At 46.7% G+C, this 13,075-nt stretch carries 14 protein-coding genes; 3 read left to right on the top strand and 11 right to left on the bottom strand.

Features of this window, described 5'->3' with window-relative positions:
• Positions 1-5: 5 nt before the first annotated feature.
• The 5 genes from LZG94_RS10935 to LZG94_RS10915 all read right to left on the bottom strand — a co-directional run bounded on the left by LZG94_RS10935 (position 6) and on the right by LZG94_RS10915 (position 6,582).
• Positions 6-1,964, bottom strand: coding sequence for a M56 family metallopeptidase (locus LZG94_RS10935; protein ID WP_233791922.1), 1,959 nt, complete (start codon positions 1,962-1,964; stop codon positions 6-8).
• A 20-nt stretch (positions 1,965-1,984) separates the two neighbouring features.
• Positions 1,985-2,344: a BlaI/MecI/CopY family transcriptional regulator gene (locus LZG94_RS10930; RefSeq protein ID WP_215233428.1), complete on the bottom strand. Its 360-nt coding sequence runs from the start codon at positions 2,342-2,344 to the stop codon at positions 1,985-1,987.
• Positions 2,345-2,419: 75 nt separating this feature from the next.
• A complete protein-coding gene (locus LZG94_RS10925) occupies positions 2,420-3,064 on the bottom strand; it encodes a response regulator transcription factor (RefSeq protein ID WP_233791921.1) in 645 nt (214 codons plus the stop codon).
• 185 nt (positions 3,065-3,249) lie between these two features.
• On the bottom strand, positions 3,250-3,966 hold the full coding sequence (locus LZG94_RS10920) for an outer membrane lipoprotein-sorting protein (RefSeq protein ID WP_215233426.1): 717 nt from the start codon (positions 3,964-3,966) through the stop codon (positions 3,250-3,252).
• A 48-nt stretch (positions 3,967-4,014) separates the two neighbouring features.
• Complete coding sequence (locus LZG94_RS10915; protein ID WP_233791920.1) at positions 4,015-6,582, bottom strand: TonB-dependent receptor domain-containing protein; 2,568 nt, start codon at positions 6,580-6,582, stop codon at positions 4,015-4,017.
• A 304-nt stretch (positions 6,583-6,886) separates the two neighbouring features.
• Between LZG94_RS10915 and LZG94_RS10910 the strand changes: the two genes are divergently transcribed.
• Positions 6,887-7,579, top strand: coding sequence for a DUF3800 domain-containing protein (locus tag LZG94_RS10910; protein WP_233791919.1), 693 nt, complete (start codon positions 6,887-6,889; stop codon positions 7,577-7,579).
• Between the two features lie 65 nt (positions 7,580-7,644).
• Positions 7,645-9,054: an enolase C-terminal domain-like protein gene (locus tag LZG94_RS10905; protein ID WP_233791918.1), complete on the top strand. Its 1,410-nt coding sequence runs from the start codon at positions 7,645-7,647 to the stop codon at positions 9,052-9,054.
• Between the two features lie 24 nt (positions 9,055-9,078).
• Here the strand turns inward: LZG94_RS10905 and LZG94_RS10900 are convergent, their stop codons facing one another.
• The 3 genes from LZG94_RS10900 to LZG94_RS10890 are packed head-to-tail and all read right to left on the bottom strand — an operon-like array spanning position 9,079 to position 10,596.
• Positions 9,079-9,561: a thioredoxin fold domain-containing protein gene (locus LZG94_RS10900; RefSeq protein ID WP_233791917.1), complete on the bottom strand. Its 483-nt coding sequence runs from the start codon at positions 9,559-9,561 to the stop codon at positions 9,079-9,081.
• Positions 9,562-9,611: 50 nt separating this feature from the next.
• Positions 9,612-10,133, bottom strand: coding sequence for a DinB family protein (locus LZG94_RS10895; RefSeq protein ID WP_233791916.1), 522 nt, complete (start codon positions 10,131-10,133; stop codon positions 9,612-9,614).
• 19 nt (positions 10,134-10,152) lie between these two features.
• Complete coding sequence (locus LZG94_RS10890) at positions 10,153-10,596, bottom strand: SRPBCC domain-containing protein (protein ID WP_233791915.1); 444 nt, start codon at positions 10,594-10,596, stop codon at positions 10,153-10,155.
• A 120-nt stretch (positions 10,597-10,716) separates the two neighbouring features.
• Between LZG94_RS10890 and LZG94_RS10885 the strand changes: the two genes are divergently transcribed.
• On the top strand, positions 10,717-11,700 hold the full coding sequence (locus tag LZG94_RS10885; protein WP_233791914.1) for a GlxA family transcriptional regulator: 984 nt from the start codon (positions 10,717-10,719) through the stop codon (positions 11,698-11,700).
• A gap of 38 nt (positions 11,701-11,738) precedes the next feature.
• On the opposite strand, the gene LZG94_RS10880 is transcribed toward LZG94_RS10885, so the two are convergent.
• The 3 genes from LZG94_RS10880 to LZG94_RS10870 form a co-directional block, all read right to left on the bottom strand.
• Positions 11,739-12,020, bottom strand: a complete 282-nt coding sequence (locus LZG94_RS10880) for a hypothetical protein (protein ID WP_233791913.1) — start codon at positions 12,018-12,020, stop codon at positions 11,739-11,741.
• Positions 12,021-12,036: 16 nt separating this feature from the next.
• Positions 12,037-12,519, bottom strand: coding sequence for a DUF1579 family protein (locus LZG94_RS10875; protein ID WP_233791912.1), 483 nt, complete (start codon positions 12,517-12,519; stop codon positions 12,037-12,039).
• A 113-nt stretch (positions 12,520-12,632) separates the two neighbouring features.
• Positions 12,633-13,055 carry a secondary thiamine-phosphate synthase enzyme YjbQ gene (locus LZG94_RS10870; protein WP_233791911.1) on the bottom strand — a complete coding sequence of 141 codons (423 nt, stop codon included), beginning with the start codon at positions 13,053-13,055 and terminating at the stop codon, positions 12,633-12,635.
• Positions 13,056-13,075: the final 20 nt, after the last annotated feature.

Genomic DNA, 13,075 nt, shown 5'->3' with positions numbered 1-13,075 from the left:
CAATATCATCTTACAAGTGCCAGGTCGGGCCGCTCGAATACTTCATTCTCGGGGCGGGTCTCCACCCACCAGATCTTCTCACATTTGGGATCGTAATAGCGGGCGAGCCGACCTTTGAACAGTGCAACCCTAAGAATATCTTTTTTTGCAGGCATCAGATTACTGCCGGCGGCGGAAGTTTGTCGGAACCCGTCAAGGAAATAAGGGGTCTCAGTCAGCTTTGCAAGATCAAATTCGGAAATGTCAACCCATTCTACATTTCCAGAAAGTATCGCAGCCGGCGGAGGCGACTTGTACAGGTCGAAAGTGAGGTAAGAAATTTCTTTGCAAACGCCGAGCCTTGCCCAGTTTTTTCGCACCTTATCCTCGCTGAGCTCGTATGGATAATTAGCAAACGCATCATTGATTTCCTGATGTGTAGCCGGCTTCCCGTCCAGGAGCAGTTTCGTTTCTCCCTCGTACCCCATCAGCTCCTTTTTACGGTCGAAATACCCGTTTTTGAATTTGTTAATCACATTTTTTGGAAATCTTACCTGCGCCAGAAAATCCATTTTGAGTTTATGCTCGGCTAAAAGTGGCGGTAAATGGGTGAGCAGATATTCTTTTACAGCAGCTTTTTCATCATTATCAGAACCTTCATAATTAATGAAAAATTCACGTTTATCTACACCATACATATCCGTTTTCCCCAACGCATCTTTCGCATTGGGTTTCTGAAAAGTCACACCAAATCCACCAAAAAACAGGCTGTCAAAAACGGGTGTTTCCGTACGGATAAAAGGGTTATAATCGTCGCCGTCATAGCTAAGCGAATAGTTGTAACTTGGATAAATGTGCTTTTTATGATCTATTTTGCCCGTCGGTTTTCGTACGGGAAGTGATTCATAATAATAACCGTCCGCGTCTGTTCTGATTGTCTTGACTATTTCATCTTCAAAGGAAATGTTGAGCGGCACATTAGCGAGCGGCTTACCGGTTTTTTGTTCCAATAACAGGCCTGCAATGTAAATATTCTTCTGATAGATCTGAGGTCCGCCGTTTTCCCAAAACATAAGGAAGGGATCCTGTTCCTTTTCCTTCGCAATATCATTCCTGAAAAACAGCAGTAACACGACCAGCAGTGGCATTGCGAACAAGAAACTGACCAGGAAAAATCTGGGCGTCCGCTTTTTATTCATCATGATAATTCGTTCTTTCAGCGACGAGAAGTTGAAGCGGTTGGCGATCCGGAACTCAGGAACGCCGGCAACTTTTAACAACAAATACTGATAATCGCGCGGGTCTACCTCATTTTGCAGCACCTGATCATCGGCAATATATTCCAGGTTCTGACGGATCGCGTGGCGGATCATCCAGGCAAACGGATTGTACCAGTTGAGCACGCAGAGGATTTCCGCCCAGATCACATCGAGCGTATGCCGCTGCCGGACATGGATATACTCATGTAAAATAATGTCCTTCAATTCATCTTCCCCATGCATTTCCGGGTTATAGAAAATCGAGCGGCCAAATGAAAACGGGCTGATATTCCGCTTCACGTGGTAAATCTTAATATCATCCTCCGAAACCAGCTCCGCCTTGCGCACGATCCTGCGGAACGAGTACCAGTGAAACAGCATTCTCAACAGCATTATCCCCGAACCGATTGCCAGCACAGCCAGTATCCAGCTTTCCATCCCGAACTGCGCCTGAGGTGTACTCGCCTGACTGACAGTAACCTGCGGATGGATCTGCGAGATAGTGGGCACTGCGCTGAACATAGCGGTGCTATCTGCATGTGAGATCGTTTCAATTGTGTGATTGATATCAATAAACGGTACCAGAAAACTGAGCGCCGAAAATTTGAGCAAATACAGCCGGTTCCAGTTATAAAACGTCAGGCGACGGAGGAACAGCTGGTAGAACAGGCTGGTAAATGCCAGACTGACAGATAGTTTGATGAGATAGTCGAGTACGGGAGACATGGCGGAAAACGTTAGATGCGTTATTTTTTACCCTCAATCAATCCGATGATTTCTTTAAGCTCGTCAGCCGAAATCTTGTTCTTTTGTACGAAAAAGCTGACCAGTTCTTTATATGAATTTTCGAAATAGTCTTTCACCACATTTCCCATAAACTTCTGTTTATAAGCTTCTTCGCTGATAGCCGGTGCGTACAGGTATGCATTTCCGATCAGCCGGCTGGCTACGAATCCTTTCTTTTCGAGGTTTTTTACCGTAGAGGCCACGGTGGTGTAGGGTGGAAGTGGCTCGCTCATTACTGCCATGAAAGACTTAATGCTGCCTTCTCCGGATTTCCAGATTGCCTGCATTGCGTCTTCTTCTTGCTGGGTTAACTTTTCCATTGTTACGATGTTTTCGTAAATCTACGAATGTTTCGTAATAGTGGAAGCTTTTCAGGAAAAAATTTAATTAAATCACTAATCCGCGTGCTCGCCTTTATAATACTGTACTTTCTTGAACATCTCGATCAGCGTACTTACTTGCAGTTTTTCAAAGATCCTTGCCTTATAGGTGCTCACAGAGCTTTCAGTAAGGCCGAGATAGATCGCGATTTCCTTGGTCCAATATCCCTCAATGAGCATATCCATTACTTCCAGTTCCCGCTGGGAAAGGTTTTCAAGGGGATTTTCGCTGATTGTTTTGCTTTCCAGGGTGTTTTTGAGCAGTTGCTGCTGTACTGCGGCGCTCAGGTAGTGGCCGGTGTCCAGCATGGAAAGAATCGCTTTTTTGATCTCGTTTTGCGACGAGCTCTTGGAAAGAAACCCGTTTGCGCCTGATTTAATATAGTGCAGCGCATATATCTGCTCTTCGAGGCTCGAAAATACGAGGATCAGGAGCTTAGGATTCGCATCCCGCAGTTTAGGCATCATATTAAAACCCTCCCCATCGGGAATACTGATATCCAGTAAAACGAGGTCGATCGGGTGGGCTCCTGCCTGGATCATCGCCTCACGGAACGAGGCGGCTTCATGCACTACCACAGGCTGCAACAAGTCGGTGACCAGGTACTTCGTAGCCAACCTCACTATCGCATGGTCTTCAACAAGTAAAATATGCTTCATCTGCTAGAAAAAAAGGCAAGCCGGAAGAGAATCAGAGTAGCTTTACTAAAAGCAGAAGCTACGTAGTATTTCTTCATAAACTACGTAATAATTAGTCAATATTTTCGCAAGTATACAAATTATTTACTACCCTAAACACAAAAAAAGCGCTGCCGAGACAACGCTTTTCAATGCAGCAGCCCGGACTACTTCACGGGCTTTTTGAATATCGCCTGATCTACCGGCGGGTTCACAGCTATTTTGTTGGTGATGAATGACATCGTGCCCATTTGTGCATTCGAAACGTCCATGGTATTTGGAAATTTAACACCATCTACTTCCTTATAATCGGAAAGATCGATTTCTCCTTCCTGACCATTCATCGAAGTTTTGATCTTGGTGATCAGGTACGTATTTGCGTCAACGTATTCGTCCATAGTCTGTCCTTCTGCGGTGGTCATTTTTAAATGGAAAACATCCTTTTTATCAATCTGCTCTTTTCCTACCAACTCAACCTTGTTGCCTTTTTCTTTGTAATTAACCAATCCTCCGAAAGGATCCAGTGAGCTAAGTTGCTGTTTCACAACATCTGCCGGCATATCCTCAGGTTCGCCGGTGCCGCCCATCATAGTCGGCCGGATCATCCAGCCTTTGGAATCGTCGACCACTTGTACCATCGAATTGCCCATTACCGTAGATTCGTTCCGGAAAGATTTCCCAACAACCAGGATGGTCTTATTCGGGATTTCCATGCCCTGAACTGCCAGGGAACGCTCTACTACCAATGTATTGATCGACTTGATTTTGTCAAGTCCACCAAGGGCAGCGACGTGCTTGTCTACGATCTCATCGACAGTCTGGGCGAAGGTTCCTGCCGAGATCAGCGTTGCGGCAAAAGCCAGTATTAGTTTGTTCGTTTTCATATTGAAGCTTTATAGTTGGTTAATTAGGTGAAAAAGTTCGAATATAGGTTACCTCGGAGTACCGCCTCCGCCTGCCGGTGCGCCGCCGCCTGATTGTCCGCCGCCACTTCCATCACTCTTCACATCGTCGTTGTTCACCGACTTGGCTTTTCGTTTCGGCGCATCCATCGTCATTTTGCCGATCTTGTAGGTGAAAGTCAGGCGCACGCCGCGGTTGTACATATATATGTCACTTACCTGATTGAATTGAATCGAATTCAGCTCTGTGTGCATTTTGAAACGTTTGCTCAGGAAGTTTTCAGCCGCAAGACCTACACTTCCTTTCTTATTGTTAAACTCTTTTTTCACACCCACAGTGTAAAATCCGAAACCGCCCTGCATTCCCTGCAATTGTACCTGGTTACCCTGCATGAAACCGAAAGCCTGTGCTCCCCAGCCGTTTTTGAAAGTAGCCTGAGAAAAAACACCCCCGCTCACATTAAACCCGGTATTGGTCAGTTCGATTGTCTTTCTGTCCTGTCCGAGGGTTTGTCCGGCCAGTTTAGTATAAAATGCATTCAGGAATACCCCGAAGTTGATCTTGGAAGTAGCTGCAATATTGGCAAAAATGTTTGTACCGTAAGCGTGCTGCTTGCCTATGTTCTCGTACGTAGTGACGATCGCGCCGGCGAGGGTATCGGAAGGTGCCCGGACCTGCGAGATTGCATTATTAGTTACCCGGCCAAAGAAAGTAGCATTCACAAACGTTTTTTTGATGTTTTTGGACAAACCTACCTCAAAATTGTTCGTCAGTTCAGGGCGCAGCTCGGGGTTACCGATCGTGATATTCTGCGGGTTGGCCGAGTTGAAGTTGGGGTTCAGCTGCTGCAAGCCCGGCCGCTGGATCCTGCGGTTGTAGGCAAGTTTCACCGTAGTTCCCTTAAAGGTTTTGGATGCATTAAAGCTCGGAACAAGCACGCCGTAATTTCCCACACCAACCGAACCTTCATTCGTACTCGCATCTATAAATGTATGCTCATAACGGGCACCTCCTTTAAATGTATAGCGACTTTTCGTTGTATAAGTATAGGAAGTATATCCGGCCGCAATGTTCTGGTGGTACGTTAACTCACCTGCCGGCTGATCAGTTTCAGGACGGAAGTCGCCGACTGCCTCTGCAACCAGGAAGCTATAATCACTGTTTACCTCGCGGAAAATGCCTTTTGCGCCAAATTCGAGCAATTGGTTCTTTTTAATAGGGGTCTGATAATCGCTCTGAAAAGTAAACTCCTGGTTCAGGTTCTTGTTCAAATTCCGCTGGCGGGAAGTCAGTTCGCTGTTTCCGTTTAGAATGTTTGCGTCGAAATCATTGGTCAGGTCGTTCCGGCTGTAAAGTGTCGAAACGCTCCATTCCTGCTGCGGTTTGAATGTGTGCAGGTAGTCCAGGTTCACGTCGACGGTTCCCGACAAATTCCTCGCATCCACGTCGCGGCTCGTAGTAATGTCACTTGATCCCGTTTTCGACAGCCGCGTCATCAGGTCCTGCTGGTTACTGAAATTCCGGACACCATATTTAACACCCGCTGTCAGGCTCTGGTTTTTAGCAATATCATAATCAAAGCCCAGATTATAGTTCCCGAACAAACCGCGGCTGCTTCCGTCGCCGGTCTGGCGGGTAACGGTCGACACATTTTCAACGGTACTGGTTTGCTCTAAAGAGGTTTTTGTGATCGTGTTATACATTCCGCGACCAAATCCGCCGATCGTAAATCCAGCCTTTCCCTTGCGGTAGCCGCCATTCAGCGAAAGCATCGAGCCCCTGTTACCTACACCCGCGTCCACATTCAGGTTGAGTCCCTGCAAACTGTTCTTTTTGGTGATGATATTGATGATACCTCCTGATCCTTCTGCATCGTATTTTGCTGATGGACTGGTGATTACCTCCACGCTCTTGATCTGATCTGCGGGAATCTGCTTCAATGCATCCGCCACGCTATTCGCGATGATCGTACTCGGTTTGTTGTTGATCAATACCCGGATATTCTGACTTCCGCGAAGTGAAACGTTTCCATCCAGGTCGACCGTCAACAAAGGTACTTTACGTAAAATATCAGTCGCGTCGCCGCCTTTCGCAGTAATGTCTTTTTCTGCATTATAAACCAGCCTGTCCACCTTTTCCTCGATCAATGCGGCTTGTCCTGTAACTGTAACTTCATTCAGCGTTTTCGTAGTTGAACTCAGTTTAATGGTACCCAGATCCAACTCCTGACCTTTGGTAAGCTTGATATTGCTGATCGTTTTTTCGCCATATCCGATAAATGAAACCAGGATCTTGTATTCACCTTCCATAATTTTGGTCAGGCTAAACTTACCCTTTTCGTCTGCGACGGTTCCGTCCACAGCCTGGTTGGTCGTTTTGTTGTAAAGCGCAATGCTCACAAATTCAATAGGTTGCGAAGAAGTGGAATCCGCAACAGAGCCGCTGATTTTGGCTGATCCTTTTGGGGTCTGATCTCCGGCCGTGCCCGGAAGTGCTTTCGGCGCCGCTGCGCCCCCGACGGGAAATTGTGCAAAAGCTGGTGATTGAAGTGTAGCCAGTAGAATGGCAAATGCTAGGAGAAATTTCGTCATTTTCATGATATTGTTTTTAACAGCATAAAAATGCGACACAATTTACTGGGCGGAGTATAAATTATGATAAAGGCTAAAATAAGCGGGATAGATGCAGGATATCCGCAGATGAAAGAGAACCGGAAATTTGCTCCGGCCTGCGCTTTTAGTAATCTGGGAAATCGACCAACTGACAGAGATGAATAAGGTTCGCGACGCCGGTGGAAATATATTTTTGGAAGTGAATTCCTAATTAGATACATTGCCTATGCAGTTGAGAGGTCCTGCCCGATGGACCGCGAGAACATGGTTTCTCCTTAACTGTTTTTTTATGCACCTGCTATACTGCGACGAATCCGGAAGCGCGCCCGATCCCAATCAAAATCATTTCGTACTCAGTGGAATATCGCTCTTCGAAAGGCAGGTATTCTGGCTTTCTAATGAACTAGACAGGATCGCGGAGAGGTTTGACCCCGCCGAAATACCAGATGTTGAGTTACATGGCAGCCCAATGATGGGCGGCCGCGGAATCTGGCAGCCCTTTTCCAAAGCCGAACGTATTAAGGCAATTGAGGATGCTCTGCATGCATTGGCTAAATCACATCCATCTAATCGTATTTTCGCATGCGTGGTAAACAAGGCCAAAGTAAGCCCCTTCGACCCGGTAGAGGTTGCGTTCGAGCAGGTATCAAGCAGATTTGACCATTACTTGGCCCGCTTACACAAGAATGCAGACCCGCAGAGAGGTATAATCATTTTTGACAAATCAACCTATGAGACTGCATTACAGGGCTTGACTACGAACTTCCGGACATTAGGACATCGGTGGGGCTTGCTGCGCAATCTCTCAGAAGTTCCGTTATTTCTTAATTCCAAAGCGTCGCGACTTATACAACTCGCTGATCTGGTTGCGTATGCGATTTTCCGGCATTATGAACGTGGTGATGATCAGTTTTTCAGGATCATTGCAGATAGATTTGACCATGAGGCAGGCGTTCGTCACGGGCTTTGCGAACGCTTGTGATTTCACGCACGAGGGTAACAATGCACTGAAATCGTCTTTTGTTTTAGAAATCAGCCAGCTTAATAATGCTCGAAAACGATAAACAGTTACTAAACCGGCGCGACTTTGTGAAAAGTTCGGCTGCGCTGGCGGTGGCCGGTGCGGTGCCGGGTTCCATTCACTCAATGCCTTCGCAATCACAAAAAATGAAGAAGATCAAGATCACGCGCGTGGATTCCAATTTTGAAAGGGAGCCTCTGAATCCTTACAGGTTCAAAGGAAGCGCGATCACCGACAGCTGGCAGGCGATTTCCATGCTGGAATCGGAGTCGGGTATTCGCAAAGTCGGGCTGGGGACGCAGGGAGTTTTGTGGTCAGATTCCAAAGTTTTCGCCGGGCATTCCGAAAGTGCTGGCAATGCATTAATGTATGCGATGAGCGAGAGAGCACTGCAAATGCTGAGAGGCACCACCTTCACCGACCCTGTCAGTTTACTGGATGATATCTTACCGGAGGTTTTGGAATACGGCAAGAAAATCACCGGCAATCCAGACCTCCGTAAAACCTTCGCTTTGAATGCATTGGTTAGCGTCGATAACGCCGCGTGGCTGCTGTACGCGCAGGAAAACGGTTTGAAGCAATTTGACGAATTAGTGCCGGACGCCTACAAGCCTGGCCTGTCATACAGACATGAGAAGGTGGCGAGTATCCCGTCGTTTAGCGTAGGTACCACCGCAGAAAGAATCAAGCAGGCTGCGGGAGAGGGTTATTTTATCATGAAATTAAAAACAGGAGCCGCCGGAACCCAGCAGGAAATGATCGAAAAGGATATTGCATTCCTTACCGCTGTTCACAAGGCAGTCGGGCATTTTGAAACACCTTATACCAAGAACGGGAAGATACCTTACTATTTCGACGCAAATGGCAGGTATGAAAAGAAAGAAACGCTGCTCAAATTTCTCGACCATGCGAAAAAGATAGGCGCATTCGACCAGATCGCGGTGATCGAAGAGCCTTTCGAAGAGAGCAACGAGGCTTTTGTGGGTGATATGGGCGTGCGCGTGGCGGCCGACGAAAGTGCGCATACCGTGGAAGATGCAGCGAAAAGGATCGAACTCGGCTATACTGCAATCGCCGTGAAAGCGATCGCTAAAACACTGAGTATGACCATGAAAATTACCCAGCTGGCTTATGAAAAGAAGGTGCCCTGCTTTTGCGCAGACCTCACTGTAAGTCCGATATTGGTAGACTGGAACAAGAATGTTGCTGCCCGGTTGCAGCCGTTTCCGGGAATGACGGTCGGTTTGCAGGAAACCAACGGGCATCAATATTATAAAAATTGGGAGAGATTGATGAGCTACCACCCGAAAGCAAATAGCAGCTGGACGCGAACCAATAAGGGAGTATACCTGACCGACGCTTCTTTTTATGCGGAAAGCGGTGGCATTCTTGCACCCTCGGCGCATTATGAGGCGTTATTCGCAGCGAACGGATAATACCCGTTCGCTGCGTTTTTCGGCTTATAAAGTTTGTTTCAAAGTTTTGAATATCTCTGAATGCGGCTGCTCGCCTTCGTACGTTTTCACCAGGTTGCCCGATTTATCATAAATGGCAATATATGGGAATGAACGGATCTGGTAGTAGCGCTGCACGAGATAGGAGGTACCTTCCGTGCCGACTTTGAAATTCGGATAATTCGTCAGATTGTACTGTTTCACAAACGGTTTAAGCATATCCATCGCCTGGAAAGTGACCATTACGACCTGCTTGTTGGCCACGACAGTGTAGTTTTTGATCAGGTCTTTTGTGAAATCCTGGCAATGGTCGCAGTCCGGTGAAAAATAGATCAGTACGGTCGGGCCTTTCGCGAGCTGGCTCGAAGTATATTGCTGACCGTTGGTAAGCCGGATCTGGAACGGGGCTATTTTGTTGGGAATTGATTGTGCATGAACTGCCGTCGCAGCTACGAGCATTAGTAAACTAAAAGTCAATTTTTGGATCATTGTCTGGATTCTTTTCGTAAGAATCTGCAAGATATTAATCTTTTGATCTTCTAGCCTGCAACTTTTTCCGTTACTTTTTCAAGAATGTTACGTAGCTGGTGCTCGTGCCTTTTGGAATGACAAATCACGAAGTAAATCCACTCGTACCGCGTCAGTTCGCCAACTTGTGGAAAAGGAAATTCCATACAGGTAACTGATAAATCTTCCGAAATTGCAATCGCCTTAATGGCAGCCCTTTCAGTTTCAAAATCTCTCGTAATTTCTTCCAGATTGTGCGGACCGTTCGATGGGATATTGAACTCAGGTGCTTGTAGTTTGGTGGAAAAATCCAGGAAAATATCTTCTATCACCGGCACCATCTGCTGCGGCGAACGCGAAGTAGGAGCGGTTTTGCCCATCAGAACACCCGGCAGGCCTCTTTCAGACTTTAACAAATGCTCGGTCACCTGCCCTGCCGTCCAGCTGCCGGTAAATGGAACATCGTTCACCTGATCGGGCGCGAACGAGGCAAGTACAGACAAATAATCGGCCGTCGCTTTTTCCAGCTCAGCTGCAAGTTGTTGATTGTTCATAATACGCGCGGTTAATGCATTAATTTTCAGCCAGTTCCTTTATTTTCTCCAAAGCCTTCTCCCAGGCTGCCGCCATATCGTCGTAGTAGTCCACACCCATCGAACAGGTGATACGCATTCTCACACCACCTTCTTCTTCTTTCAGGATGTAAGTCTCCTGGTAACCAATCATTTCTTTGGCTATCTCGCTATCGTTATCTTCCTCGCCGTCGGTAACGATTCCCGTATATTCAATTGTGATTTGTTCAAACGGGCGGCTTACCTCGATCATACCTACCAGCCCGCTTTTGGACCCATCTGTAAAAATTGCCTTACTGCCTTCCCGCCAGTCCGTATCGGCGATATTGCCCGCACCAAACTCGGCCAGCCAAATTCGGTTGAGCCGGTCTTCCGTGATCACTTCCCAGATTTTTGCAGCAGGTGCCTGAATCAATATTGATTTTTCAATGAGCTTGGTTTCCATATAAATTGCGTTTGTTATAAGTTATATTGCAAACTTAGACGAATTAATAGGAATAAAAGGGGGGTGAAACTGTCAAATTTAGGGTTGAACGCGACAGGTTTTTTTTCTAAAATTTGAAATATGAAGCACATATCTGTACTTGTTCCAAGAGGCGACGTTGCGCTCGGAACGATCGAAGGTCCGTTTAAATTTTTCTCTTTTGTAAATGATTTCCTGACCGCAATGGGCAGGGAGCCTGCTTTTCTCGTGCAAACGGTGGGCATTAATAATGATGTGCAAAAATACGGCGGGGTATTTTCAGTAAGCCCGGAGGCAACTATTAAAAGCCTTAGCCAGACTGACCTGATCGTTATTCCCGCCGTGAATGGCGATCGGGAAAGTGTGATTGAATTGAACCAGGAGTTTTTCCCCTGGATAGCCGCTCAGCACAAGCAGGGAGCGGAAGTGGCCAGCTTGTGCGTGGGTGCATTTCTGCTGGCAGCAACCGGTTTGCTTGCCGGCCGGAGTTGTACGACGCACTGGATGTCGGCGCCGGATTTCAGAAGGATGTTCCCGGATGTAAATCTGATGGACAATCGCGTGATCACCGACGAAAACCGCGTTTACACAAGCGGCGGAGCAAATACATTCTGGAATCTGCTGGTTTATCTGATCGAGAAATACATTGACCGTGAAATGGCGATCTACACAACTAAATTTTTCATGATCGAGATCGACCGCAATACGCAATCGTCATTTATGATGTTTACCGGCCAGAAAGAACACGAGGATGAGGTGATCAGAAAAGCGCAGGAATTCATTGAAAAGAGCTTTCAGGAGAAGATAACGGTTGACCAGCTTTCTGAAATGTTTGCGATCGGACGCAGGAGTTTTGAGAGGCGGTTTAAAAAAGCGACTTCCAACTCTGTGATGGAATATATTCAGCGCGTGAAAATTGAAGCGGTGAAAAAGAGCTTTGAGGTAACGCGCAAAAATGTGACCGAACTGATGTACGAAGTGGGTTATACAGATACCAAAGCATTTCGCAGCACATTCAAGAAAATCACAGGTTTGTCGCCGATCGAGTACCGCAATAAATACAACAAAAGCGCAATGTCCGCCTAGGATTGCGCTTTGAAGAGTAATATATATGTTGAAAAATGCTAGCCCTCGTGTGTTTGGAAGGGCTGGAAACCCAGTTCCATGATGGAGGGCAGGTAGTATACCTCGTCTTTTAGCACCTCAGCACTATAACCGAAATCCTGCATAAGTCTGATCATACTCGTGGCGCAGATAACGCAGTCTTTCGATGTGATCCGCATGATCCTGTCGCAATCTTCCAGATCAAACGTGGCGCGATAGTCGGGAAAAGAGCGGGCGATCAGCGTCACAAGGAGGTTTGCCTGGTGACGTTTTGATACATTGGTTTTGAAGACTTCTACCATATTCAAGTTCGTTAAGTTAATGTGTGGCCCTGATCAGTCGAATGTCCATCAGTTTCCGCCAGCTACCTTCGCTATACTGCTCCCAGCTGCCGGTTAAAGTGTTGTTGTTATCGCTAAAAGCGCCTTTGAACCGAAGTTCGGAGGAAGTTATTAACCAATTATCTTCATCAAAACCACCGTGCATGACGCCGGATTCGCCTGCGTCATCATAAAAATGCATTGGGTAAGTCCCTGAAAGCGTATCAAATCCGATGATCTCAACACTCTGCTTGCGATCTTCGCCCATCATCACATCCACGGTATGCATAAGAAAATGCCCGCCGGGGAGCCACGCATAACGATCTGTTCCTGCAATATTTACGGTGCCTGACTTTGTAATTAAGGTACCGGTTGTATCCCAGTTTCCTGCAAATCTGTCTAGTAATGACAACTCAGCCGCATTGGTACCATTTTCCATCGCATTATCCAATTTTGAACTTCCGAAAATCGCTTTGATCATTAATACAAACTAAACAGGAAACACCCTGAATTAAAGATGTGTTTTGCGACATAAAAAGGGGGTAATTGTGACAATTGGCCGCAAAAAGCGACTTTTCGGCTTTGGCAAAAATATTATTCACCCCATGCAGTAATTACCAGACTTCGCGATCCGCCGGAATCGCGGTGCTCGCAAAGGTATATTCCCTGCCAGGTACCGAGCGCCAGCTTACCACGACGAATAGGGATCGTCACCGAGCTGCCAAGGAGCGCAGCTTTCAAATGGGCGGGCATATCATCCGACCCCTCATAATCATGTTCGTAATCCGGGTCATTTTCTGGTACAGATTTATTGAAATACATCTCAAAATCAATTCTGACGGTCGGATCGGCGTTTTCATTGATAGTCAACGAGGCGGAAGTGTGCTGGATAAAGACCTGGCAAATACCCGTATTGAGCTGCGCGATCTCTGGAAAAGCGTGAAGAATCTCATTGGTGATCAGGTGAAATCCCCGGCGCTTTTCCCGCAAGCGGATCTCGGTTTGAAATATCTTCATGCTTTTTTAAAAGTCGGTTT

Origin of the sequence: Dyadobacter sp. CY343 (assembly GCF_021390335.1) — a bacterium.
Lineage (GTDB): Bacteria > Bacteroidota > Bacteroidia > Cytophagales > Spirosomataceae > Dyadobacter.
This window is presented reverse-complemented; position numbering and strand designations above follow the sequence as displayed.

What these genes read in the sequence shown, in the direction of transcription:
- LZG94_RS10885 (WP_233791914.1), top strand. Translation starts at nt 10,717, where the DNA reads ATGAAGCACATATCTGTACTTGTTCCAAGAGGCGACGTTGCGCTCGGA.
- LZG94_RS10905 (WP_233791918.1), top strand. Translation starts at nt 7,645, where the DNA reads ATGCTCGAAAACGATAAACAGTTACTAAACCGGCGCGACTTTGTGAAA.
- LZG94_RS10935 (WP_233791922.1), bottom strand. Translation starts at nt 1,964, where the DNA reads ATGTCTCCCGTACTCGACTATCTCATCAAACTATCTGTCAGTCTGGCA.
- LZG94_RS10925 (WP_233791921.1), bottom strand. Translation starts at nt 3,064, where the DNA reads ATGAAGCATATTTTACTTGTTGAAGACCATGCGATAGTGAGGTTGGCT.
- LZG94_RS10895 (WP_233791916.1), bottom strand. Translation starts at nt 10,133, where the DNA reads ATGAACAATCAACAACTTGCAGCTGAGCTGGAAAAAGCGACGGCCGAT.
- LZG94_RS10880 (WP_233791913.1), bottom strand. Translation starts at nt 12,020, where the DNA reads ATGGTAGAAGTCTTCAAAACCAATGTATCAAAACGTCACCAGGCAAAC.
- LZG94_RS10910 (WP_233791919.1), top strand. Translation starts at nt 6,887, where the DNA reads ATGCACCTGCTATACTGCGACGAATCCGGAAGCGCGCCCGATCCCAAT.
- LZG94_RS10920 (WP_215233426.1), bottom strand. Translation starts at nt 3,966, where the DNA reads ATGAAAACGAACAAACTAATACTGGCTTTTGCCGCAACGCTGATCTCG.
- LZG94_RS10870 (WP_233791911.1), bottom strand. Translation starts at nt 13,055, where the DNA reads ATGAAGATATTTCAAACCGAGATCCGCTTGCGGGAAAAGCGCCGGGGA.
- LZG94_RS10915 (WP_233791920.1), bottom strand. Translation starts at nt 6,582, where the DNA reads ATGAAAATGACGAAATTTCTCCTAGCATTTGCCATTCTACTGGCTACA.
- LZG94_RS10875 (WP_233791912.1), bottom strand. Translation starts at nt 12,519, where the DNA reads ATGATCAAAGCGATTTTCGGAAGTTCAAAATTGGATAATGCGATGGAA.
- LZG94_RS10890 (WP_233791915.1), bottom strand. Translation starts at nt 10,596, where the DNA reads ATGGAAACCAAGCTCATTGAAAAATCAATATTGATTCAGGCACCTGCT.
- LZG94_RS10930 (WP_215233428.1), bottom strand. Translation starts at nt 2,344, where the DNA reads ATGGAAAAGTTAACCCAGCAAGAAGAAGACGCAATGCAGGCAATCTGG.
- LZG94_RS10900 (WP_233791917.1), bottom strand. Translation starts at nt 9,561, where the DNA reads ATGATCCAAAAATTGACTTTTAGTTTACTAATGCTCGTAGCTGCGACG.